The organism is Enterobacter sp. JBIWA005, from assembly GCF_019968805.1.
In the GTDB taxonomy this organism is placed as follows: Bacteria; Pseudomonadota; Gammaproteobacteria; order Enterobacterales; family Enterobacteriaceae; genus Enterobacter; species Enterobacter vonholyi.
The window spans coordinates 52679-74440 of record NZ_CP074160.1 but is presented as its reverse complement, the minus strand read 5'-3'; the positions used below and the strand labels follow the sequence as shown (position 1 = coordinate 74440).

The 21762-nt window shown below is 53.2% G+C and carries 20 protein-coding genes and 10 pseudogenes; 14 read left to right on the top strand and 16 right to left on the bottom strand.

Translation table 11 applies throughout. From position 1 onward, the window contains the following. Positions 1–129 precede the first annotated feature (129 nt). From KGP22_RS22735 to KGP22_RS22720, 4 genes and pseudogenes are all read right to left on the bottom strand, one after another. On the bottom strand, positions 130–705 hold the full coding sequence (locus KGP22_RS22735) for an Ail/Lom family outer membrane beta-barrel protein (RefSeq protein WP_143345805.1): 576 nt from the start codon (positions 703–705) through the stop codon (positions 130–132). A gap of 52 nt (positions 706–757) precedes the next feature. Beyond that, the gene (locus KGP22_RS22730) at positions 758–1309 is read right to left on the bottom strand and encodes a toxin-activating lysine-acyltransferase (RefSeq protein ID WP_143345804.1); all 552 of its coding nucleotides are present in this window, start codon (positions 1307–1309) and stop codon (positions 758–760) included. A gap of 10 nt (positions 1310–1319) precedes the next feature. Then, positions 1320–3062 carry a ShlB/FhaC/HecB family hemolysin secretion/activation protein gene (locus KGP22_RS22725; RefSeq protein ID WP_223582693.1) on the bottom strand — a complete coding sequence of 581 codons (1743 nt, stop codon included), beginning with the start codon at positions 3060–3062 and terminating at the stop codon, positions 1320–1322. Between the two features lie 288 nt (positions 3063–3350). Then, positions 3351–3461 (bottom strand): annotated as a pseudogene (locus tag KGP22_RS22720) (NgoMIV family type II restriction endonuclease); the annotation flags it as partial. A 43-nt stretch (positions 3462–3504) separates the two neighbouring features. On the opposite strand from KGP22_RS22720, the pseudogene KGP22_RS22715 reads away from it, so the two are divergent. From KGP22_RS22715 to KGP22_RS22690, 7 genes and pseudogenes are all read left to right on the top strand, one after another. Then, a pseudogene (locus tag KGP22_RS22715) lies at positions 3505–3627 on the top strand (IS91 family transposase); the annotation flags it as partial. Next, a pseudogene (locus tag KGP22_RS22710) lies at positions 3621–3959 on the top strand (DUF3363 domain-containing protein); the annotation flags it as partial. The pseudogenes KGP22_RS22715 and KGP22_RS22710, both read left to right, overlap by 7 nt. Positions 3960–4094: 135 nt before the next feature. Beyond that, positions 4095–4676, top strand: a pseudogene (locus KGP22_RS22705) (TetR/AcrR family transcriptional regulator). 357 nt (positions 4677–5033) lie between these two features. Beyond that, complete coding sequence (locus tag KGP22_RS24290) at positions 5034–5294, top strand: MFS transporter (RefSeq protein WP_332107299.1); 261 nt, start codon at positions 5034–5036, stop codon at positions 5292–5294. Further along, complete coding sequence (locus KGP22_RS24285; protein WP_332107298.1) at positions 5291–5893, top strand: hypothetical protein; 603 nt, start codon at positions 5291–5293, stop codon at positions 5891–5893. Before KGP22_RS24290 ends, KGP22_RS24285 begins: the two co-directional genes overlap by 4 nt. Positions 5894–5903: 10 nt before the next feature. Beyond that, a complete protein-coding gene (locus KGP22_RS22695; RefSeq protein ID WP_143345802.1) occupies positions 5904–6668 on the top strand; it encodes an SDR family oxidoreductase in 765 nt (254 codons plus the stop codon). A gap of 24 nt (positions 6669–6692) precedes the next feature. Further along, positions 6693–6908 (top strand): annotated as a pseudogene (locus tag KGP22_RS22690) (LysR family transcriptional regulator); the annotation flags it as partial. 41 nt (positions 6909–6949) lie between these two features. Here the strand turns inward: KGP22_RS22690 and KGP22_RS24245 are convergent. Then, positions 6950–7075 carry a hypothetical protein gene (locus KGP22_RS24245; RefSeq protein ID WP_282440867.1) on the bottom strand — a complete coding sequence of 42 codons (126 nt, stop codon included), beginning with the start codon at positions 7073–7075 and terminating at the stop codon, positions 6950–6952. A 355-nt stretch (positions 7076–7430) separates the two neighbouring features. Here KGP22_RS24245 and KGP22_RS22685 point away from each other — a divergent pair, with 355 nt between their 5' ends. After that, positions 7431–7658, top strand: a complete 228-nt coding sequence (locus KGP22_RS22685; RefSeq protein WP_172621950.1) for a hypothetical protein — start codon at positions 7431–7433, stop codon at positions 7656–7658. Positions 7659–7793: 135 nt separating this feature from the next. Here KGP22_RS22685 and KGP22_RS22680 read toward each other — a convergent pair whose 3' ends face one another. Further along, positions 7794–8894, bottom strand: a complete 1101-nt coding sequence (locus tag KGP22_RS22680) for a reverse transcriptase domain-containing protein (RefSeq protein WP_245405369.1) — start codon at positions 8892–8894, stop codon at positions 7794–7796. A 675-nt stretch (positions 8895–9569) separates the two neighbouring features. On the opposite strand from KGP22_RS22680, the pseudogene KGP22_RS22675 reads away from it, so the two are divergent. The 5 genes and pseudogenes from KGP22_RS22675 to KGP22_RS22655 form a co-directional block, all read left to right on the top strand. Further along, positions 9570–9808, top strand: a pseudogene (locus tag KGP22_RS22675) (transposase domain-containing protein); the annotation flags it as partial. Positions 9809–10337: 529 nt separating this feature from the next. Further along, positions 10338–11069, top strand: a complete 732-nt coding sequence (locus KGP22_RS22670) for a 3-oxoacyl-ACP reductase family protein (protein ID WP_143345834.1) — start codon at positions 10338–10340, stop codon at positions 11067–11069. Positions 11070–11419: 350 nt separating this feature from the next. Continuing rightward, positions 11420–12058 (top strand): glutathione S-transferase N-terminal domain-containing protein, encoded by a 639-nt coding sequence (locus KGP22_RS22665; RefSeq protein WP_143345833.1) that lies wholly within the window; start codon positions 11420–11422, stop codon positions 12056–12058. A 48-nt stretch (positions 12059–12106) separates the two neighbouring features. Then, a pseudogene (locus KGP22_RS22660) lies at positions 12107–12681 on the top strand (IS5/IS1182 family transposase); the annotation flags it as partial. 126 nt (positions 12682–12807) lie between these two features. Next, a complete protein-coding gene (locus KGP22_RS22655; protein WP_223582690.1) occupies positions 12808–13380 on the top strand; it encodes an NAD(P)H-dependent oxidoreductase in 573 nt (190 codons plus the stop codon). A gap of 210 nt (positions 13381–13590) precedes the next feature. Here KGP22_RS22655 and KGP22_RS22650 read toward each other — a convergent pair whose 3' ends face one another. The 7 genes and pseudogenes from KGP22_RS22650 to KGP22_RS22620 all read right to left on the bottom strand — a co-directional run bounded on the left by KGP22_RS22650 (position 13591) and on the right by KGP22_RS22620 (position 19166). Beyond that, a complete protein-coding gene (locus tag KGP22_RS22650; RefSeq protein WP_223582689.1) occupies positions 13591–15162 on the bottom strand; it encodes an IS66 family transposase in 1572 nt (523 codons plus the stop codon). Between the two features lie 19 nt (positions 15163–15181). Further along, positions 15182–15529: an IS66 family insertion sequence element accessory protein TnpB gene (gene tnpB, locus KGP22_RS22645; RefSeq protein ID WP_143345776.1), complete on the bottom strand. Its 348-nt coding sequence runs from the start codon at positions 15527–15529 to the stop codon at positions 15182–15184. Then, positions 15526–16141 (bottom strand): annotated as a pseudogene (tnpA, locus tag KGP22_RS22640) (IS66-like element accessory protein TnpA). Before tnpA ends, tnpB begins: the two are co-directional and overlap by 4 nt. Before the next feature lie 48 nt (positions 16142–16189). Further along, a protein-coding gene (locus KGP22_RS22635; protein WP_123060779.1) for an IS3 family transposase occupies positions 16190–17535 on the bottom strand; the annotation gives its coding sequence in 2 pieces (ribosomal slippage) (positions 16190–17050 and positions 17053–17535; 1344 coding nt in all). Positions 17536–17650: 115 nt separating this feature from the next. Next, positions 17651–17758: pseudogene (locus KGP22_RS22630) on the bottom strand (IS6 family transposase); the annotation flags it as partial. Between the two features lie 77 nt (positions 17759–17835). Next, positions 17836–18459, bottom strand: coding sequence for a helix-turn-helix domain-containing protein (locus KGP22_RS22625; RefSeq protein WP_223540699.1), 624 nt, complete (start codon positions 18457–18459; stop codon positions 17836–17838). Positions 18460–18671: 212 nt separating this feature from the next. After that, positions 18672–19166, bottom strand: coding sequence for a ProQ/FINO family protein (locus KGP22_RS22620; protein ID WP_223582688.1), 495 nt, complete (start codon positions 19164–19166; stop codon positions 18672–18674). A gap of 273 nt (positions 19167–19439) precedes the next feature. Between KGP22_RS22620 and KGP22_RS22615 the strand changes: the two are divergent. Beyond that, positions 19440–19963, top strand: a pseudogene (locus tag KGP22_RS22615) (IS1 family transposase); the annotation flags it as partial. A gap of 82 nt (positions 19964–20045) precedes the next feature. Here the strand turns inward: KGP22_RS22615 and KGP22_RS22610 are convergent. The 3 genes from KGP22_RS22610 to finO are packed head-to-tail and all read right to left on the bottom strand — an operon-like array spanning position 20046 to position 21670. Beyond that, a complete protein-coding gene (locus tag KGP22_RS22610) occupies positions 20046–20351 on the bottom strand; it encodes a cytoplasmic protein (protein ID WP_223540697.1) in 306 nt (101 codons plus the stop codon). After that, positions 20335–21117, bottom strand: coding sequence for a DsbA family protein (locus KGP22_RS22605; protein WP_123061154.1), 783 nt, complete (start codon positions 21115–21117; stop codon positions 20335–20337). The genes KGP22_RS22610 and KGP22_RS22605 overlap by 17 nt, the downstream gene beginning before the upstream one ends. After that, positions 21110–21670, bottom strand: coding sequence for a fertility inhibition protein FinO (gene finO / locus KGP22_RS22600; RefSeq protein WP_223582687.1), 561 nt, complete (start codon positions 21668–21670; stop codon positions 21110–21112). Before finO ends, KGP22_RS22605 begins: the two co-directional genes overlap by 8 nt. Positions 21671–21762 lie beyond the last annotated feature (92 nt).

Genomic DNA, 21762 nt, shown 5'->3' with positions numbered 1-21762 from the left:
AACAACGTCCCTGCAGAAAATGTGGAAGTGAAAAGTTAGTTTTTTTATCTACCCCAATGGCCTCAAGCGACAGCATAGTGACCTGTCGCTTCAGGTCATTAATCCCGGCGAAAACCGGGATGTCTGGCATCAGAAGCGATAGCCGATCCCGATATTGAAGCCGTTGATAGCATGAGATTTATTGCCGTCATCCAGGCTGGAGCCTTCATAACCGATATCCACCGCCATATTTTCAATCGGGTTAATCTGCAGACCCACACCGTACATCAACGAGGTCTTGTTGATGTTGCCGGTTTCCGTGCCCATATAGCGATAAGAGCCGGATTCGTAGTTGGTCCAGGAGGAGCTGTAATCCACTTTGTTGCGATTGAACCCCAGCAGGCCATAGACGCTGAAAAACTCGTTAAAGCGGTAAGCCGGGCCGACAGACAGCGAGTAATATTTGATGTCTACCTTGTTCTCGATGATATCGCGCGCCAGAAGGTAGGAATCATTGTCATTCCCATTCATATAAGTGAATGAACCGATAACGCTGACCGGTGAATCCCACTCATAGCGGTACTTGAGGTTCACCCCGTTGATATTGTGCAAGTCCTGCACCTTGCTCTGCGCATACCCCAGAGAAACGGTTTGCTGAGCGGCATGTGCCAGCGAACTCAAGCCCAGAGTGGCGACCAACGCCGAGGTCATCAATAACGCTTTCATTGTTTTATCCTTTTTAGTGTGTGCTTGCCTTAGCCGCGGTTTTACGTCGTCCCTAACCCTGTCGCTCATCGGCGTGCGGGGTTTCGGGCAGAGAAACAGATAAGGGATTGGCCACACGCCAGGCACGAGCCTGCGCTTGACTGACCTGGTCACCCTTGAAATTCATCACGCGTTTACCGCGTTGTGCACCACGGTGATAAAGGGAACGAAAACAGTGCTCAGGGAACAGCACGGCCCCTACCAGGCGGCGCATCACCCGGACATCGCCAAACGGCGCGATCCAGTCACGGAGCCACAGGCGATCGCCGCTGGCCCAGTCATCTTCCTTCACCAGAATGGCCGGTTGCGTGAGATAGCGCGCTTCCGCCTCCGCGCTCAGCAACATCCAGCTGAGGAAAAACAGCGGCTGTGTACCCCGGCTGACCAGCATATAGTGCTGGTGTTTGATAATCGGCAACAATACCGTGGGCAACGCATGCAATGGCAGATCCCGGTGCTGTGACGAGTGCATCCACAGCCACACGGCGGCCCCGAGCACCTCGGCTTCACTGAGATCCCCACCTAACATCAACGGCGCATGGACGTCATAAGCACCTGTCTGCATAGTCCTGCCCTCAGAAATCCCAGTTCAGGGTAAAGCCCAGCGTCAACGGGCTGGTCTTGAAGCCATCCGGTCTGGAGAGCGGTACACCGGCAAACAGATCATAACGCGTCTTTAAGGCGCTGCCGCGCATACCGAGCACGCTACCGGCCAGGTTGGTTCCCGCCAGGTTTTCGGTGCCACGGCCGCTGACGTGACCGTAATCTGCCCCCAGATACAGTTCCTGGTTCGGCACTGGCGTGCTCCAGGCCAGCTCATTGCGCACCGACCAGCCCGCACTGGCATTGAGAGTACGTTCTCCGTCAAAACCGCGCACCGTAAAGCGGCTGCCGATGGCAAACTGGTCCTGCGGCGTCAGCGGGGTGCTGCTCATCTGGCGCTGATACTGAACGTTGTAACGGAAGGTCTGTTTGCCCAGCGCAAACGGCACATTAAGTTGGCTGGAAAGCTGTATAATCTTGCTAAGTGCAGTGGCATCGCCATACGACTCTTCCGGCGCAGGCAATGCCCCGAACCAGCGGGTGCCACGCTGATAGCTGATACCGGCGTCCAGTGTCGCCTGCTGGATAAAGTGGCGGTGTTGCAGCCCCATACGCCAGCCTGCAGTGCGGCGGCGCTGTACTTCCACTTCGGTGTCATTGATGTAGTTCTTCGACCCGCGCGTCAGGATATCGTAGGTGAAGGTAGTTTTCTGATTGCTGCTACGGTGCAGGACGCGGCTCAGTTGCACCGTCAGGTTCTGGCTGTCGCCGCTGTAACGGTAATCGCTATTCAGCCCGGCCACGGTCTGGTGATAGTTGTAGTCGTTGGCAGTCACCGACAGCATCGCGTAGCGGAACGGCACCGAGTAATGGGCGGTGAGGTTCTTGCTGCCCTTGTCATTACCGGGTTGCAGCGCACGGATACCGGAGATGTAGAACAGGTCGCTGAGCGACAGCGGGTTATCCAGCGAGAAGGTCAATCCGCCCTGGTAACGCCCGGTACTGCGGGTGCCGGAATCGTCCAGCGACGCACCCAGCCGCCATATTTTGGCCTGCTGCCAGTTGAGCTGAATATCACTTTCGCCGGGTTTTTCACCGGGGACAATTTCCATCCTGGCCTGTACGGTCGGCAGGCGCTGCAGGTTCTCCAGGCCTTGCTCAATGCCGCGCAAATCCAACAATTGACCGGATCGCGGCGGGAACGCATTGAACAGCGTGATATAGCTCCCGCTGTCCGGCGTCAGTTTCACCTGACGGATGAAACCAGGCAGGATGTTCAGCTTCAATGTCCCTCGTTTTAAGTCTTGCTGCGGGGCCAGCACGCGGGTGGTGATATAGCCGTGGTCCACCAGGCGATTCTGCATCGTGCTCATCAGGAGATTGATGCCCTTGCCGCCCAGACACTGGCCCTGCGTCTGATTGGCGATGCGTTGTAACGGTAACCAGCGTGGCAAGGCTTCCTGACCACTCAGTTCCACGCGATCGATATTGAAGCAGGTTTTTTCTGTGGGGAAAACAAGATGAGAGGGAGAGGACGCTTTCTCAGAAAGACGGATATCCGGTGCTTTTGGTGTAAGAGCCTCGTCTCGGGCTTTTTGCTGCTGCTCCTGCAGCTGAAACTGCCGTGTGGCATCCTGTTGAAGCAGGTTTTGCAGGATAAACGGTTCATCGCCAGTGGGTGCCGCAGAGACGGGGACAACACCGGACAACATCGCTGAAATACAGACAACACAAAAAGAATGCTTACGTATCCGTGAGCGACGCTGAACATCCATGTCGATATAACCCTTACACAATCGCATTATCTTTTAAAATGTAAACAAAGGACTGAATATAACCGATATGGCTGCATTGATTCATTCCATAAAAACCTTTGTTATTCAGTAAAATAACGCAAAGCAATCGTCTTGCAAGGAGGGTTTTATGCTGCCATTCATGGCGGTAACTGCCACATTCCCTCCGTAAAAAGTATATCTGACCAGTCAAATGCGACCATACCCCCCTGAAATGAAGGACAGACATCTTTTCTGGATGCAGGGGCTGAACACCGCGGTCAGGCGTAAGATGGTGCTGTCGTCCTCTGTTTCGCGTACCACCACGATATCCGGTGTGATGGTGTAGTCGCTGCCGAGAGCTGCCGCCAGTTCTGGAGCGGCCTTGGAGGACCGGTGAACTAAGCAGCCTGTCGGCTGCAAATTGCCCCCCCCGCCATCGGTCAACCGCTAGCTGCTCAACGACCTCTGCCGCCTCGCCGTCGATAATCTCCTGTACGCCGCCGGCAAAAGGGCACTGGATATCGGTATTTTCTGCGCGATTCACACTTATGGGCGTCGTCTGAACAGGGACTGGCGCAGCGCGTCATCCTCACACGCAACCTGCTGGGCATGCTGCGCAATCGGGAATTGGCGCAGGGTGCCAAGGACATTGCCGCCGAAACAGGTCTGGAGCATCTTCCGGTGGCCGATAGGCAGCGCGTGGCCGGCATCTACCGGCACTCCGTCATGCTCGCCAGCGGGCGCTACGCGATGCTGGACGATGGCATGGGATTCAGCCTGGTTCCGTGGCGGCCAGTGATCGAACAGCGGCTGGGACAGCAACTTGCCGCAACAGTGCGCGGCGGCGGCGTTTCGTGGGAGATTGGACGGCAGCAGGGGCCGGCCGTTGGTGGCTAGTTTCCAGATGACGCGGCAAGCCGTCTCATGTCCCCAGCTCATCAAATTTATATTTGACTGATCGTTCCATTATTGGCTATAACCTCAGCGAGGTCACGCACCTGCACACGCAGACCAAGTATTCAGAGTTACGTCATGAGTGGAAGACCCCGGGAATTCGACGATGAAGCCGTCATTGAGGCGGCTATGGACGTGTTCTGGTCGAACGGCTATCAGGCCACTTCGTCGCAAGAGCTGGTCGAGCGTACCGGCCTGGGACGCGGCAGCCTCTACAACGCCTTCGGCAGCAAACAGGGGCTGTACCACGAGGCACTCAAGCGCTATCAGGAACAGGGCATTCTTGCGCAGTCGCAGATTCTAAATGACCCCGGCGCAGTCAAGGAGCGCCTGCGCAGCCTCATGCTGTGGGGCATTGAGGGCGACCTTGATCCGGTCAAGCAGCGCGGTTGCATGGCGCTGTTCGCCGCTCTGGAGCGTTCCAGCAAAGACCCGGTGGTCGTGCAGATCAGCCGGGGTTATGTGAATCGGCTGGAGCAGGAGCTGTGCTATTTGTTTGCCGTGGGTCAGCGCAACGGAGAGGTGTCTTCCTAGAGGTCGCCATGGTCGCTGGCGCGCGCCTTTCTGAGCAGTTACTACGGCTTGCGCGTTCTGGGCCGGTCGATGCAGGAGCGCGCGTTCCTCGAAGATGTGATGGAAGGTACGCTCGCCCTGCTGTGAGGCTCACCACTACCCTGTCGTGACAGCCTTTTTATTTCCCCAATTATGTAATGAATGTTAAAAATATGACCCCGAAATAGCCCGTCCCCTTCGTTGTTTGTCTGCTGGGCCTGACGATTTTCGCCTTGACCACAGCCGAGTTCATGGTGGCCGGCATGATGCCGTCGCTGGCGGTGGCGCTGAGCGTCTCCGTCGGGGAAATCGGCTACCTGATTTCCTGGTATGCACTGGGCATGGACATCGGTGGCCCAGTGCTGACGGCTCTGTTGTTCGCATTGCGCATTCCCGACAAGCGAGCGTTGCTCTGGTTGCTGGTTCTCTACGTGGCTGGTTCCGGGCAGCATTGGCCGCGTGGTCATGGGCATCGCCAGCCCGCCTTACCTCGGCGTATCGCTGAGTATTTTCGCCGGGCTGGTCGCTCCAGAAGCGCGCGGTCGCGCGGCGTCTTTCGTGCTGGCGGGCCTGATGCTCGCACCAGTGTTCAGCGTGCTGGCGACGGCCCTGATCGAGCTGCAGCATGGCTGGCGTACCAGCTTCTGGGCCGTGGCGTTGCTGTCCATGCTCTGCACGGCGGTGGTGGCCTCCGTGTGTCAGTCTCGAAGGGGCAAGCGCAGGTGAGCTTGAGCGCCGAGTTGCTGTCGCAGCGCAATAGCGGATTGTGGGCCGCCTATGCCACCAGTGCACTCATCATCGGCGCGACGTTCACCGCCTTCAGCTATTTATCGCCAATCTTCACCGAGGTCACGGGCTTTTCGGCCCAAATCATTCCCTGGCTGCTGGTCGTCTATGGCCTGGCCAACGTCATCGGCCGCGTGGCCGACCGTCACACTATGGCGGTGCTAACGGTCGGCCTGGGCATCCTGGCTATGGGGTTGGGCGCGTTCGCCCTGTTTGCGCACAGCGCCACGATCAGCGTGACGGCATTCCTGGTGATCGGCCTGACCGGGGTATCGCTGAATCCGGCAATGGTTGTTCGCGTCATGCGTGCTGCTTCGCTTGGGCCGCTGGTGAACACCATGCACGCATTGCTGATTACTGTTGGACTCGCGTTCGGTTCCTGGGTCGGCGGGGTAGCGATCAATGATGGTTATGGGCTGCGATCCCCCTTGTGGATAGGCGTTGCATTGGCTACGCTAGGCCTGCTGAGCCTGTCGCCTTATTTGAGATTCCGGCATTTCAGCGTCAAGCGGACGACGGATGTGTGTTTGGGAGTATAAAGGAGTTGCTATGAAGACAGATTCTTTTTCGGGAAAGAACGCGCTGGTCATTGGCGCGGGTTCGGGTATCGGGCGTCAGATCGCCATCGCCTTGGCTAGGCAAGGCGCTCGCATTGTTCTCGCAGGCCGGAGAATCGCGGAGCTTGAACAGACGGGCCGGGAGATCGATCCGGATGGGCGTAATTGGCTGGCCGTCCCGAGTGATGCAACGGATGAAGAAAGTGTGCGGTCTCTGATGGTTCAGGTGCTGGCAGGGCCGCGGCAGCTTGACATCGCCGTCAATGTGGCCGGCGTGTTCCGGATGGGTGCTGTGGACGAAACCGAAGTCGATGCCTTCAGAACGCTTCTCGATACCAATGTGATCGGCACCTGGCTCTGCATGAAACATGAAATTCTTGCCATGAAACGGCAAGGCGGCGGTGGCTCCATCGTGAATATTGCATCGAATGTCGGCCCCCACCTGATCCGACCCGGAACGGGTGCATACGCGGCATCTAAGGCTGCCGTATCCATTCTGACCCGTACGGCCGCACTGGAGGCGATCAGCAGCGGTATCCGCATCAACAGCGTCAGCCCTGGTCCTGTCGATACGCCGATGTCCTTCCGACCTGGTGAAGACCGGACTGCGCGTGACGCCCGCATGGCGCAAGTGAACCCTTCTAAGCGGGTCGCAAAGTTGGAGGAAATTGCTTCCGCCGTGCTTTGGTTGTGCTCTGAGGGCGCGGCGTACACGGTAGGACACGATTTGGTCGTTGATGGTGGTGCATCGGTGTGAAGTAACCGTAGATGGAACTCAGCGATGGAACTTCGCCATCTTCGTTGCTTTCTTGCCGTAGCCGAAGAGCTGCACTTCGCCCGCGCAGCCGAGAAACTGCATATCGAGCAGTCTCCGCTGTCACGAGCCATCAAGGAATTGGAGGAAGAGCTGGGCGTGGTGCTGTTCGCCCGTACCACGCGAAGCACGCGGCTGACCCGCGAGGGCAAACTGTTTCTGGATCATGTGCCACATGTTTTCGGTAAGCGTCACTAAATCCCCACAGTGATCTGCTACGGGGTTTAAGGCAGGGTGATTTTCCAGGGCAGCAGCGCGTCCACAATCAGCACCAGATCATTGATGCTTTTGCGGAAGTCGATATGCTCCGGATAAAGCCAGATAGCGGGTGGTTCGACAAACATCTTCATGGTGCCATCTCCCGCAGCAGGGTGGCCAGCCAGCGTGGCGGGATATCGGCGGGCAGGGAGAGGGTAGCGTTGTGTAAGGTGAGAGTGAGCCGCAGGTTTGCGGGCGGAGCTTAGATAACACTCCCCGTAGGCAGGATTGCACTGGCTGGCCCGGGCCTGTTTTCTTCTGTCCCGGGAGGGAGTGCGGAAACTGAAGGGTGTGATGGAGGCGTCGCTGGCAGAGAGTCGCAGCCAAGCATTTGAAAATGCGGAGCGCGTGATGCCATGCAGGCGGCAGAACTGTGTTTTAGTGAGGCCAGAGCGGAATTGTTCGTCAAAAAGGGAGTGCCATTCTGCGGGGATGCGGGTGTTTCTCATGAGTCTGATCCTTGTTGGTTATCGGGAACAAAATCATGGCAACATCGCGAACACAAAAACAGGTGGGGATTTAGTGACGCTTACGCTCAATCAGTGGGATGCGCTGTGCTACTACTGCGATGATGGTCTTGCGGAAGCTGGTAGAGTAGAGATGTGGCGCGGTGGTTTTAGTTCAGGCATATCTGTTAATCCACCTCTTTCGATTGGTGGTGCCTTACTGTCCTGAGCGTGACTCCGTTTCCGCATCCCTCTCATCGAACCGGACTTGCGGATTTCCCGCATCCGGCTCTCTTGCAGCACATCAGACCTTCGCGTTCGGGCGGTTACGGGGAAGGTCCAGCAGGCGTATCAGTCCTAACTGCTAGTACAGGTACTGGTCGGGGTACTGGCGATATCCCGTTCCCCGCTGGCCCTTCCTTCGCTGTAACCAGATCCTGACTCGTCTCGCCGTGTAGTTGTCAATGTCACGATATATCTGTAACACCGGACCCTGACTGAAGTAACTGGACCAACCCCTGAGGAGCGGATTCAATCTTTCCGCTCTCTCAGCGGCAGGTTTGCAATTCCAGCGTGATGTTGTCTGGGCGTGTATTTCCTGTTTGAGCCGTTTGATCGCTTTCCGGGATATTGCTGTGCCCCAGTAGGGGCGCCCACCTTTGCCATAAAATCGGCCAATGGTATATCCGAGAAAATCAAAATTCCCTTCAGGTAGAGCGACCAGCCGGGTTTTACTTTCGTTAACGGTCAGCCCCAGCCGTTCCATCAGGCGCTTCATCCTTGTCATGGCCTGTTCTCCGGTTCCCCTTTTGCATAATATCACCAGATCGTCGGCATAATTGACGATCTCGCTGTTCTTCTCCCAGAAAGGAGTCCCGCTATTCCATGCCAGAATAAATCGCCTGAAATAGAGGTTTCCCAGCAACGGGCTTATTGGTGAACCCTGTGCCGTTCCACGATGAGTGTTACGGCCAGCTGTGGTCCGGATTTCGACACCCTGCCTGGTCCGTTCCACTACCGGGGCTCTGAGCCACTGGCGGATTATCCCCAGTACGCTACCATCACTTATCCTCCGGGCGATGCATTTCATCAGTTGCCCATGAGGGATCGTACTGAAGTAGTCAGATAAATCCGCATCAACGACTTCTCTGGCGAAGCGTTCAGAGATGCTAAAGTAGACTCTGCGTATGGCCATTTTGGCGTCGATGTGACTTCTGAAACCGTACTGCCGTGGGGACAGATCGGTGTCGAAAACGGGGTTAATAACGAGTAACACCGCCGTCTGAACCACTCTGTCTTTTATTGTCGGGATACTCAACGGGCGTTGTCCGCCGTTGGCTTTGGGGATCCATACACGCAACAGGGGCGAGCAACGATACTGCTTTGTGCTCAGCTCCTGCTTTAATCTTCGCAACCATTGCCCTAATCCCTGCTGTTCTATGCCAGCAAAAGACTCTCCATCCACGCCGGGGGCTCCCCGGTTGAGACGGCATCGCCTGTAAGCTTCCACGAGAACATCCGGTCGGCAAACCTTATCCCACAGACTGTGGAATTTAGCCGTTGCGTTACCCTTTGCTTTTGCCTGTAGTGTCTTCTGCAGGTTCTGAACCGATTCGAGCGGAGTTGTTAGGCTGATGCCAATCCCCGGGCTCTTCCTGCTTGGTACACTGGTACTGCAACAGGTGGCCTTCGCTCCTCTGACATTACTCAGTCTCTTCACTACTACACCCCCATCCGCCATCCATAACAACCGACTCAGCCCCTCACGGGGCGTCGTTGCCCGTCTGCCGGGCGGGCATCGTTATGGACTTCCCTTGTTGCACGATCGATCAATCGTTATGCGTGCTGTCACCACTACCCCGGTGGGTATGACCGGTGCATTTCTCACTCTCTTCCCGGTCATCGTCGGCCTTCCCCGTTATTATGGCGTGTCAGCACCCACGACGGCATTTCGAGGCCTGCTCAGTGTTCACTCACGTTACGGCCCGCATAACCTGTTGACTTCCTTAAGAAGCCGTTTCAGGGAGAGCTTCAGCCCATTCGTTACCTCCTGGACCGCCCCCTGAACTTCCGGCCGGAGCGAGAGTTAGCCGGGTCGGACTTTCACCGACGGAAAGATCGTGCCTTGCAAGGCACACATAACAATGCCGCAGAACGCGCGCTACGAGCGGTCTGTCTTGGGAAAAGAACTACATCTTCTTCGGCAGTGACCACGGTGGCGAGCGTGGAGCACTGCTGTATGGTCTTATCGGGACATGCAGGCTCAATTGCATCGATCCGGAGGCTTACCTTCGCCATATCCTGAGCGTACTGCCGGAGTGGCCGTTGAACAAAGTTGCCGAACGCCTGCCATGGAACGTAGAGTTCACCAATAAATAATCGTCAATACGGTGCTCACTTAACACTTACGCATGATGGTTGTAGCAAGGGAGGCTCCCTAACGGGGGCCTCCCCGGGCTGACACCCGATCTCGTTGTCCCGGAAGCTTCAGACCTCGCCGTTGCCAGCAACGCCTGTTCCGGTAGGCTACAGCTAATGGAATAGCTATTTTTATCAATGTAAAACAATATGTTAAACGGCTTCCTGTCGACAACCACCTCCGGCTCACCATGCTATGCTGCCTGATGGCTTTACGGAAGAAGCTTAGAGAGGCAGCAGCATCTCGTTTGCCGGGAATTACCGATACAGGGTACCAAGGATTTACCATTTTATATAATGTGTAATTTTAAATATTGCACTTTACTGATTTTATGGTAATTATATAATTTGAAAATTGCTTGAGTTGTTTTTTCTTTGCAAGAAGGGAAATATTGGAACTACGAGGTAGTTTTCAATTTATATTATTACATGTTTAAAAATTAAGTAACATCCGAATTAATTCCTGCCAAGATTAATGAGAAGGTCAAGTATGAAAGAATTTGATAATAAGGTTGCATTGGTTACTGGTTCTTCTCGCGGTATTGGTGCTGCTATAGCAATTGAATTAGCGAAGAAAGGTGCTAACATAGTATTAACGTATTCATCTTCAAAAGAGAAAGCCGAACTATTATTAAATAAAATAAAAGCAATGGGTTCTGATGTAATGCTTTTAAAAATGGATGCAAAGAACCCATCAAGCATGTCTAAGCTAATTGATTCGGTTAGCGAGAAATTTGGAGGGATTGATATACTGGTAAATAATGCAGGTGTGTTTAATGCTTTTGGTTTGATAGGTGATATTGATGAGTCTGAATTTGAATTTCAGTTATCGGTTAATGTTCGTTCGGTCTTCAGTCTTACTCAGGCGGCAGTGAAAAAGATGAAACCTGGTGGAAGGATTATAAACATTAGTAGTATGGTTGGTGAGAGAGCTGCATTTCCTGGTTGTAGTGCTTACATAATGACTAAGTTTGCAATTTCAGGATTAACTCGTGCCTGGGCACTAGATTTATCTTCAAAAGATATTACCGTAAACGCCGTTTTACCAGGGCCGATCGCAACAGACATGACTGCTGGTTTGCAAGGAGCAGATCAAACGCCAGCGTTGAAAAGATTAGGTACACCAGAAGAAATAGCAAATGTAGTTGTGTTTCTTGCCAGTAGTGCTTCAACATTTATGACTGGTGCTTTGGTTACTGTTGATGGTGGTGCTAATGCATAATAATAACCTATCCCAGAAGGGATTGTCAGAATGTCTTAACTAGTAATTTCTGAAGGAAAATATTGCAGGCAGAAAATGGTGGATTATCGATGAGTTTTGGGAAAATGACATCACTTATCCTTGATGGTTAGGAAAATGAATCATCGTTTTAAAAATATCCTGACCATGGATGTTATCGTCGGGAGCGTAATAGTTGCGGGAGGTTGTGGCACTTATGACGATAAAATGAGGTTTCCGGCGAGTTTTTAACCTGAAAGTAAGGGATTTACTGCCCTGGATATTGAGTGCATTACTGATTGCCGTTTTTGTTTGTAGCAGTCTGTTTTTAGTTGATTTTTGGAGGTTTTTTTATGAAGCTTTATTATATTGTAGGTTCTTGTTCTTTAGCTGTTCGTATTGTGATGAATGAACTAAACATTCAACATGAATCAATCAGGCTTCAGAAAAAGAAAGTTGGTAATGGGTATAAGGTTTACACTTCAGAAGGGATATTATATGAAGACACTATTAATAAGAAAAATGCGGTCCCTTTGTTGGTTCTCGATGATGGTAGAGAATTGACAGAGGTATCTGTAATATTACAGTATTTGGCGGATAAGTATAACGGAAAAATGATTTCCCCTGATAATGGAAGTTTTGAACGTTACCAGGTTCAGGAGTGGTTAAATTACATTGCATCTGAATTGCATAAAAACTTCACTTTAATATTTTATAAAAACGATTATCCAGAAGGCTCTGGTGATTTATTTATGGAGCAGGCAATAAAGAAAATTTCATTTTTGAATTCATGTTTAAACAATCGAGAGAGTTTGGTAGGTGATTTCTCTATTGCTGATGTTTATATGTTCGTGGTGTTATCCTGGTGTCAGTATATTGGAATTGATTTGAAAAAATACACGCATATTGTAAGTTATTACAACCGAATTCTTCAAAGGAAGTCTGTCATTGAATCATTAGAAGAGGAAGGTCTTAAATATCACTTAATCTGATATTGTATAATTTTAAAAACGTATACCGAATCATGCGTCAGAATGCACTTCTGACAGAATGATTTGCTTGCCTGTGGGCATCTGGACGGCATTGACTGGTCCTGATTGTCGATGGACGGCTGTATGATTAAATCGCCGCTGGCAGGGATAAAAAAACAGACCGTAATCCCACAGAAAGAGGGAAGCAAGGCGTAAAGCGCAGTCTGATGACAGATTCCAGCGGGCTTCCTCTGTCGCTGGCCGTCGCAGCTTCGAACACGTACGATATCAAACTGGTTGCAGATACGCCCGATGCATTTCAGACGGGTCGTGCGGGGCAAAAAATCAGGCTCTGCCTGGACAAAGGTTGCGAAGCAGGCTGGCTGGAAAAGTATCTACAGAGCCGTCGCCACGAGCCGCATATCCAGTCCTGTAAGGAAGAATCTTACGGAAGTAAAAACACGTACTTCAAAACCCATGGCTGTGTTGTCGTGAGGACTCATAGTTGGATGAATCGCTTTCGGCGGGTCCTGACCCGATGGGAAAAGAAGGCCCAAAATTACGAGGCCATGTTGCATTTTGTCTGTGGTCTTATCGTCTGTAATAAATCTCTGTTGAAATATGCTCTTAACTTACCTCCATAATGGAGGTGTTTAGTGAACCAGAAAACCAAAATTTCGTATTTACATGCTAATATAAACAAGACTGTTATGCAAGCTGCAATAAAATCAATTTAAACTCTTCATCATCAAACTAAAAGGAGATAAGTTATGGGGGAAAATTTAATTATCCTGGCGCACCCTGATATAAATAAATCAATCTACAACAAAAAAATCATTAGTGGCTTAAAACACATTGAGGGCACACAAATAAAAAATATTTATGAGTTATACCCTGACTTTAAAATAAATACCGCCATAGAACAAAGTGATTTGTTGCATGCGGGAAAAATTATATTCCAATTTCCAATGTACTGGTATGGAGCTCCGGCATTATTAAAGCAATGGGAGCAGTATGTTCTCACTCCTGATTTATGCTCGGGAGTTACAGGTGATAAATTAAAAGGGAAAGAACTTATGATATCTGTTACAGGTGGTGGATCTATGGAGGAATATGAAAGAAAAAAAATGGATTATGATGTCATGAAATTATGGGCTCCATTTTTTTATATTGCAAGGTATTGCCAGATGCAATTCCATGAACCTGTGTACACTAATGTCCCTTATATACCAACTGGCCATGAAAATTGTGACCTTAGTAAGGTCGATGATATCATAAAGCCGCATATAGAAAAAATCCTGAAATTCATAGAGCCCCCAAATAAAAGCAGAAACTTAAATTAAGTTCCAGCAGGAGTCGCCTAAGAAAACGGAAAATAAAGTACGAGAAACGTGTGCAGAGGCAGGAGTCCAGCGATATAGCGTAGGAATGGACATGCTGAGATTCTTGCCCACGTCCTTGGGCTGCAATCCACTGGCCAGTAGCTCTTTGGCTGCAGAAAACGTATCGAACTATCTTCGAGAGTAAGCGTCACATCCAGACCGTATTGACGCTTATGCAGATGTGAGATCGGTTTTCCACGGCAGCAGGTCGCGCAGCCGGTTTACCGGCCAGTCCTGGATATGTCCCAGGACATAGCGCAGCCACGCCTCCGGCTCCACACCATTCAGCCGGCAGGTGCCGATCAGCGAGTACAGGATCGCAGCACGTTCACCGCCCGCGTCTGAACCCGCGAACAGCCAGTTCTTCCTGCCCAGGGCTACGCCACGTAGTGCGTTCTCCGCGATGTTGTTGTCGATCTCCGCCCACCCGTTGCTGCAGTACAGGTTTAACGCGTCCCACTGCTTCAGCAGGTAGGCGAACGCCTTCGCCGTATCCGAGTGGCGCGACAGCACCTTCATCTGTTCCTGTATCCAGTCATACAACGACTGCATCCGCGGTATGGCTTTGGCTTTTCTGGTCGCCAGCCTTTCCTCTGCCGGACTGCCGCGTATCTCCGCCTCGATGGCGTACAGTTCGCCGATGCGCCTCAGTGCTTCGGTTGTGATATCTGTTGGGAGGCGGACGTGGACGTCGTGGATTTTTCGGCGGGCGTGTGCCATACACGCCGCTTCGGTGATGCGGCCGTCTTCGTACAGCGCGTTGTAGCCACCGTACGCGTCCGCCTGCAGGATACCGCTGTACCCGGCAAGATGTTGCTGTGGATGCACGCCTTTCCGGTCCGGCGAGTACGCGAACCATACCGCCGGTGGAAGTTGTGACCCCGCGTTACGGTCATCCCGGACGCAGACCCACAGCCGGGCCGTGCGGGTTTTGCCGCTGCCCGGCTCCTGCACCGGCACAGGGATATCGTCGGTATGCACCTTACCCGGCATCAGCACGTACTGGCGAAGCAGGTCGTACAGCGGCTCCATCAGTTCGCTGACCGCGCCGGACCAGCGCCCCAGCGTGGCACGACTCAGTTCAACACCCTGACGACGGTATATCTCTGACTGACGATAGTGAGGCACATGTTCGGCGAACTTCGCCGTGACGATGCGCGCCAGCAGGCCGGGCCCCGCATAGCTGCGCTCAATGGGTTTTGAAGGCATGGGTGTCTGAACGATGTGGTCGCAGCTGCAGCAGGCCAGCTTCGGCCGCTGCGTTTCGATAACCTTAAAGGCGCTGCTGATAAGCTCGAGCTGCTCCGATACGTCGCAGCCCAGCGCAGTGAGCTCGCCACCGCATTCCGGACAGGCGGTTTCTGCCGGCGACAGCGTGCGGGTTTCCCGGGGAAGCGATGCCGGCAGCGGTTTGCGAGAGGAAGACTGGCGCAGCGGCTGGGGCAGTACCGGGTCATGCTGCTCTCCCAGCACCTCCGCCATCTCCTCCTGCAGGGCGCTGATGCGCTCCTCTGCCTCGCGCACCTGGCGCTGCGTTTTCTCACGCAGCTTTTCGGAGCTTTTGCCGAACTGCATCCGCTGCAGCTTAGCGACCAGCGCCTTCAGCCGGTTAATTTCGCTGGCGTACGCCGCCACCCGCTGTGAGAGCAGGCGGTTATACTCCGCCATTTTGCGGATGGTGGTCTGCTGCTCCTGCAGCAGCGCCCTGAGCCGGGCGTTTTCATCAGGGTATGAGGTCTCCATAACCCCACTTTACAGCAGGTTACAGGCGTATTCCAGGGCGTTCCGTTCGCTGCGGATGCTTCCAGTTAATGCCTTCCAGCAGCATGGACAGCTGCGCCGGCGTCAGGTGGATTTTGCCGTCGCGGGTCACCGGCCAGACGAAGCGCCCCCGTTCCAGGCGTTTGGTGAACAGGCACAGGCCGTCCCGGTCCGCCCACAGCACCTTTATCATGTCGCCGCGACGCCCCCGGAAGATGAACAGATGCCCGCTGAAGGGGTCATCCCGTAACGTGTTCTGCACTCTGGAAGCAAGGCCATTGAAGCCGTTGCGCATGTCCGTCACGCCGGCGACCAGCCAGATGCGGGAGCCCGCAGGGAGTGATATCACCGGCATCCTCCCTGCATTTCCCGGATAAGCATCTGCAGCAGCTCTGGCGTCAGCTTTCCACTGATACGCAGCGTACCGACGGGCAGAACCAGTTCGCAGCAGGGAGACTCTTCCGCAGAGGGTGTCAGCGGGCTGACCTGCCTTTCGGTAGCGGTCAGCGTCACGGGGAGCAGTGCTGGCCGGAGTCCCTGACAGCTCCTGCTGATAACGACGTCGCCAGTTGAACAGGAGATTGTCGTTAATGTTATTTTCACGGGCCAGCTGTGCCACGCTGACGCCGGGCTGCATCGACTGCGCCACCAGTGCGATTTTGAAGTCGCGGGGGAAGTTGGGACGTCGTGGTCGTTTGCGGGCGACAGGGATTTCGCAGAGCGCAGGGACTACGGGAAGAATGGACGATTTTCGGGAGTTCTGCCGGTAAAGGCGTTTATCCAGGTTTTTTGCGTTGATCCGTGGCGGCAAAGGCCAGGAGAGACCGGCTTTCCTGAAGCGAACAAAGAGATCGCAGGCCGTGGTTTTGGGGATGCCTAACCGGCGTCCGGCCTCAATGCGCGGCAGTTTTTCTTCAAAGTGGAGGCGAAGTACCTCGAGAAGCCATGTCCGGTGTTTCAAGCGATAGTGTCCATTTAAAAATGATCTGCGCCCCAGATCTTGGACAACTTATGCAGCCTGACTCAATCGATATTGTACCGGACTAAGACCGCCAAGTTTTTCCTTTATCCTCAATTGGTTATAATAATCAATGTAATCGATAATGTCTCGCTTTAAGTCATCCACATTTTTATATTCATTGAGGTAATAACATTCTGATTTCAATGTTCCAAAAAAACTCTCTATCACTGCATTATCAAGGCAATTTCCCCGACGAGACATACTCTGGGCGATGCCACTATCTTTTAACCATCGTTGCCAGCGTGACATCTGATATTGCCAGCCTTGATCGCTGTGCAATATTGGGTGTTCGTCTTTCGGCAACTGTTTCAGCGCATCCGTGAGCATAGTCTGCACCATTGAAGGTAGAGGGCGGTTAGCGAGGTTATAAGCAATGATTTCGCCATTATAAAGATCCATGATGGGCGACAAATACAGCTTTTTGCCATTCACTTTAAACTCAGTGACATCTGTGACCCACTTCTCGTTGGGGCGTTCTGCGTCAAACTGGCGTTTCAGGAGATTATCGCAAATTCGTCCTTGTTCTCCTTTATATGAACGGTACTTTTTGACGCGAATCAGGCTGCTAATACCCAGTTCCTTCATGAGTTTTCTAACGGTTTTGCCATTAAGTAAAACCCCCTCGTTACGACATGCCAGCCTGATGCGTCTGTAACCATAGCGACCTTTGTGCTGGTGATAAATTTTCAGCACAAGCGCTCTGGCAGACTGGTATCGGTCCGGAGCCGCAAGACGTTTTACATGATAGTAAAATGTACTCCGGGGCAGCCCAGCAACGATTAACAATCGGGACAATGGCCATTCCTGCCTTAGTTCACTTACAATGCTCACTTTTTCCTGGGCGCTGAGCATGTTTTCTGCTGAACCAAGGCCTTCAGCTTTTTTAAGTAGGCATTCTCGACCCTGAGTTGTTCAAGTTCCTCTCGCTCAACATCGGTTAATGCTGGCTGTGGTGGGACTGGCGTGATGCTTTTATCTGGCACTGGGATGATCTTTTGATTTTTTCGGGTGAAAGCATCCTCGCCATGTTTTCTATATTTTTCAAGCCAGGTACATACAGTACCAAAGGCTGGTATCCCATGTTTTACCGCAGTTTCACGAACAGAGAAGCCATCATCCACAACTTCTTTTACTACCATAAGTTTGAAATCAGCAGAGTAGCGTCCCTTTTTACCCGTAAGCACACCGATCCCATGCTCCCGGTAGGCATAAGCCCATTTTCTTACCGTGCAAGGGCTTATGTCGTACATCCTGGCTACAGATTTCAGACTCAACTCATCTTCCAGATACTTCTCTGACACTTCCTTTTTGAATTCCAATGAAAATTTTGCCATGCGCCCTCAGTTTTTGATCTGGTGTCTAACTTTTGGGGCGCACTACAAAAATGATGGACACTATTTTCCCGGAACCGGAGCCTGCTGCACAGACGGTCTAATTGTGACGCTTACCTTCGAGATCACGCAGGCTCAAAGCATAAGCAAGGTACCAGCGAACGCACCGGGCGATGACATCGACAGAAAAATGGAGTCGTTTGAAGGCTTTTCGGATCAGAGACATGACTGGTTACTTGAGAAAATAAGGGGGATTTTGCCAGCCCCCCTTAATGCAACAGAAACCCCGGGATTGCCGGAACATCAGTAATTCGCCGGAAGTGACTTTTTATCCATCAGCCTTCCCCTGCGCATTGTAATATATCCGCCGGTGCTGAGCTCCTTCAGAATTTTGTTCAGTGAACTGCGTGAGACGGTCGTCCGGCTAAGAATGAACTCAAAGGCTGAAAACCTGCTGCGCTGCTCTTCATCCATTTCCCACAGCATTTCAAGGTGCTGTCTGACAATCCCGTAGACGTTTCGCGATGCGAATGCTTCATCGCGAATGTAGCATTTATTTACCACATCCACACAAAGTGTGAAGGCCTCCTGCCAGAGTGATTGCTCTTCGATAAGGCGCAGCGCGCGTTCCTGCCTTACTGCCATGAGCTCCGCCGGTCTGGTGGTTCTGAGATAATGAAAGATCGTATCCTTCTCCCGGAGGGTCAGTCCGGTGACGGCGGGGGCTTTGACGTAAGCCACGACGGTATCGTCTGACAGCCTGCGGACCTCTGCTTCACCCGCGCACAGACAGTACACGTACTGCGTCTCTTTCTGACGAAATGGTATGGTCTGCTTTTCGCCGGCGACAACCCTGTGAAAACAGTCAGCGCTCTCAATATTGTCAATGATACGTTCTGCAGCAAGCTGTGCGGATATACTGGTCATCATCATTCCGTGTAAAAATACCCATTAATTTAGTGTGGTAAAGGTGTTAACGGAGTTTAATATAGGCGAATTATGATATTATTTTGTATCAGTGATTGTGGAATATTGAAGCTGTGACTGGTATCAAAAAATTCAGCAAGCGTTTGACATTATTCCTGTGGTCCTGACCGGCCTGCCACCTCCGGTGACGGAGACGCCTCATACAGGTACAGTCAGTCAGCGGAATGTGCGGCCTTTGCTTTTTTTTGCCTCAGGTATATTCGCTTTACCTCTGCTGTCAGCGCTTCCTCCTCCGTGACCATGCCCACAGGTCTGCCCGAGGCGTCATACCGGAAAGCCCCTTCCCTGATGCCCTCCAGATACATCTCGCTCCTGACCAGCGCTTTCAGCGCGAATGCCACCTGTGTAAGCGTTAACGGCAGCTTCCGGGCATCAATGTCCCCTGCCAGCTGGTCTTTTATCCCCACAACCACAGGCCTGGGACGTTCTCCGTCAAACAGACCGGGCCAGAACCGACGCAGGGTATTCACCGCATCGGGTAACTGCGTGGCCGGTAATGGCAACACCGCCGCAGGAGCCTGTGCAGGTTTCTTTCGCATATCAGGCGGAGGGGGCGGATTTCTGGTTATCCTCCGTTTTTTGTGCTTTATCAGGCCGGAAAGACGCGACACGGCGTCAGTCGCCGGGACTTTTTTCTCTGCTGACATAAGTTTCTTCCCTGCAGGTTAAGGTGGTAAATAATACGCTGCGGGCAACATCCGGCCCGCACTGCTCCGCTGATTCGCAGTACCTGAGGAACACCGCAGATACCGCCGGAGCGGGAAGCTGGATTTCCCGCTCCGGCGGTATCCGACAACAACGCCCTGCGCGCACTGACTCAGCATTTTTGTTACCGAACGCGCACTGTTGCCTCACCAAAATTGGGTGATGCCTCTAATTAGTTGAATCTGATGTATAATACGGGCTTTTGAGGTTATCTCATGGCCAGCGTTAACGTTCATTGTCCCCGTTGTCAGTCTGCACAGGTCTACCGCCATGGTCAGAACCCTAAAGGCCATGACAGATTTCGCTGCCGTGACTGCCACCATGTGTTTCAGCTCACTTATGCTTATGAAGCGCGTAAGCCGGGTATTAAAGAGCAGATCACTGAAATGGCCTTCAATAGTGCCGGGGTTCGCGATACCGCCAGAACACTGAAAATTGGCATTAACACCGTCATCCGGACTTTAAAAAACTCGCGCCAAAGCGAATAACGTCTTCGCCTGTTGCCCATGCTGATGTGGCGCTTATCTGCGAACTTGATGAGCAATGGAGCTTCGTTGGCAGTAAAGCCCGGCAGCACTGGCTCTGGTACGCGTACAACACCAAAACAGGCGGTGTACTGGCCTACACTTTCGGTCCTCGAACCGATAAAACCTGCCGGGAGCTACTGGCACTGCTTACACCATTCAACATCGGCATGATCACCTGCGACGACTGGGGCAGCTATGGCCGGGAGGTGCCCCCTTTATTTCATACAATGATTATTAAAAATATCAATAGCTTTAATTCCGGGTGCCGGGCGGGCACCCGTCATATCGGGAGCGTCAGTCCGTCAGGGGTGCGCGCAGTTTCCAGGTGCTGCCGCCAAAGAGCACGGGTCCGACAACCCGCTCCCACTTTTCAGCCTCCGTCAGGTGGTCGGCTACCGACAGGAAGTCGGTATGGTTCAGGATAGTTTCATCCCGCTCATCGGCAGAAACCAGCGTGTAGCCGTCAGGAATACGGGGTATCTGCTGGCCCGCCGTTGACGCAGAAGCACGCCAGAACGTCCGGATGCAGCCGCCCCTGCTCAGGGCGGTAAGAATAACATTTTCAGGTACGCGCATACGCCAGTTACTGTCCGGCAGCATGACTGATGGCCTGCTGCAGGGCCTCCGCGCTGGTGTATCCCGGAATAACCGTCACGTTATCAGCGCTGGCGCCGCTTGACGGGAGAACCACCAGGGCCGGGGTACCGCTGAAGCCCAGCTGCTGCGCGAGTGTGTTTATGCCATCCAGGGTCCCCTGAACGTCTGGTGCTGTTTTCGCATCGAACTTCACGGCTTTTGCGGCCGCGCTGATATCAGCATCGGTCAGCTTGCCCTCGTTGTGGCCGGTGGCGTAAATCGCGTTGTGATAGTTGAGGTAAGCATCGGCCCCCTTCTGCTTCCAGACCTGGAGCCCGGTTTTCGCCGCGCTGAGTGACGCCGGCCAGCGCTGGCCAAATATCGGGAATTCCTTGAAGACAAAGCGCACGTCCGGGTTCGCTTTTATCACTTTCTCCAGCTCCGGCGCCAGGCGGGCACAGTAGATGCACTGGTAATCAAAGAATTCAACGACCGTCACTTTTGCATCAGCGGGACCATATGACGGCGTGCCTTTATCGTTCAGCAGCGCTGCCTGATTCTGAACCACGGCGGCCGTCATCGCCTGCTGCTGCGTCTCCTGCCGTTGGGCCTGCAGCTTCTGGCTGACCTCAACCAGCACCTCCGGATGGGCCAGCAGGTAGTCTTTCGCGATTTCACCAATGCGGGCTTCCTGCTCCGGGGTAAATGCAGCGGCAGGTTTCTCTGCTGCACCCGCCACGCCGGAGACCAGAAGGCCTGCGGCAAGCATGGCTGAAAGGGTTTTATTCATGTTCATCCTGTGTTTTTCTCTTCTCGGTTGTTATCAGTTTGTTTCGTGCACGGGTGGCGACGCTTCTGACCGCCCTGCGCATGTGTTTAGCGTGCTCCTGAGCCCTGCGCTCCACGGCATACGCCGCCTCCTCTGGACTCACCGCTGCGACCGGTTCACCGGCAAGGTTTTTACGCCACGCGCCCACCGTCATGGCGCCCAGATACGCATCCGGGCGGGTGACGGCGGCAAGGCAGCGTTTCAGCGTCTTCACGGAAACCTCCTGCCCGCGCCGGCGAATGTCATTCACCATCGCCTCCCGGATGTTGACCGCCAGGAGCTGCGGCTGGCCGTCCGTAACGAGGGACGGCCAGCATTGCTCCAGGAGCGCGAGCGCGTCCGCAAGCGGCATGACCTTCCGGTAAACCGGTTCAGGTGCAGGCTTGCGCCTGGCCGCCCGCATGCGCGAAAAGAGTTTATGCCTGACTGCAGCGGCCAGCCACTGCATCACGAACAGGTGCTCCTGCAGGGGAGAGCAAATTTTTCCTTCCCGCCCGGCGAGGCGGACCGCCACGGTAATACACCCGGCGAGATGCGCCAGTTCATTGAAGGACGTTTATGGGCGACAGCTGTCAAACCGCACGCCACTCTTTTTAACCGTAAACA

What these genes read in the sequence shown, in the direction of transcription:
- KGP22_RS22625 (WP_223540699.1), bottom strand. Translation starts at nt 18,459, where the DNA reads ATGACCAGTATATCCGCACAGCTTGCTGCAGAACGTATCATTGACAAT.
- KGP22_RS22685 (WP_172621950.1), top strand. Translation starts at nt 7,431, where the DNA reads ATGAGTCTGATCCTTGTTGGTTATCGGGAACAAAATCATGGCAACATC.
- KGP22_RS22670 (WP_143345834.1), top strand. Translation starts at nt 10,338, where the DNA reads ATGAAAGAATTTGATAATAAGGTTGCATTGGTTACTGGTTCTTCTCGC.
- KGP22_RS24245 (WP_282440867.1), bottom strand. Translation starts at nt 7,075, where the DNA reads ATGAAGATGTTTGTCGAACCACCCGCTATCTGGCTTTATCCGGAGCAT.
- KGP22_RS22610 (WP_223540697.1), bottom strand. Translation starts at nt 20,351, where the DNA reads ATGCTGCCGGACAGTAACTGGCGTATGCGCGTACCTGAAAATGTTATT.
- KGP22_RS22665 (WP_143345833.1), top strand. Translation starts at nt 11,420, where the DNA reads ATGAAGCTTTATTATATTGTAGGTTCTTGTTCTTTAGCTGTTCGTATT.
- KGP22_RS24290 (WP_332107299.1), top strand. Translation starts at nt 5,034, where the DNA reads ATGGGCATCGCCAGCCCGCCTTACCTCGGCGTATCGCTGAGTATTTTC.
- KGP22_RS22620 (WP_223582688.1), bottom strand. Translation starts at nt 19,166, where the DNA reads ATGTCAGCAGAGAAAAAAGTCCCGGCGACTGACGCCGTGTCGCGTCTT.
- KGP22_RS22735 (WP_143345805.1), bottom strand. Translation starts at nt 705, where the DNA reads ATGAAAGCGTTATTGATGACCTCGGCGTTGGTCGCCACTCTGGGCTTG.
- KGP22_RS22695 (WP_143345802.1), top strand. Translation starts at nt 5,904, where the DNA reads ATGAAGACAGATTCTTTTTCGGGAAAGAACGCGCTGGTCATTGGCGCG.
- KGP22_RS22655 (WP_223582690.1), top strand. Translation starts at nt 12,808, where the DNA reads ATGGGGGAAAATTTAATTATCCTGGCGCACCCTGATATAAATAAATCA.
- KGP22_RS22650 (WP_223582689.1), bottom strand. Translation starts at nt 15,162, where the DNA reads ATGGAGACCTCATACCCTGATGAAAACGCCCGGCTCAGGGCGCTGCTG.
- KGP22_RS22605 (WP_123061154.1), bottom strand. Translation starts at nt 21,117, where the DNA reads ATGAATAAAACCCTTTCAGCCATGCTTGCCGCAGGCCTTCTGGTCTCC.
- KGP22_RS22730 (WP_143345804.1), bottom strand. Translation starts at nt 1,309, where the DNA reads ATGCAGACAGGTGCTTATGACGTCCATGCGCCGTTGATGTTAGGTGGG.
- KGP22_RS22725 (WP_223582693.1), bottom strand. Translation starts at nt 3,062, where the DNA reads ATGGATGTTCAGCGTCGCTCACGGATACGTAAGCATTCTTTTTGTGTT.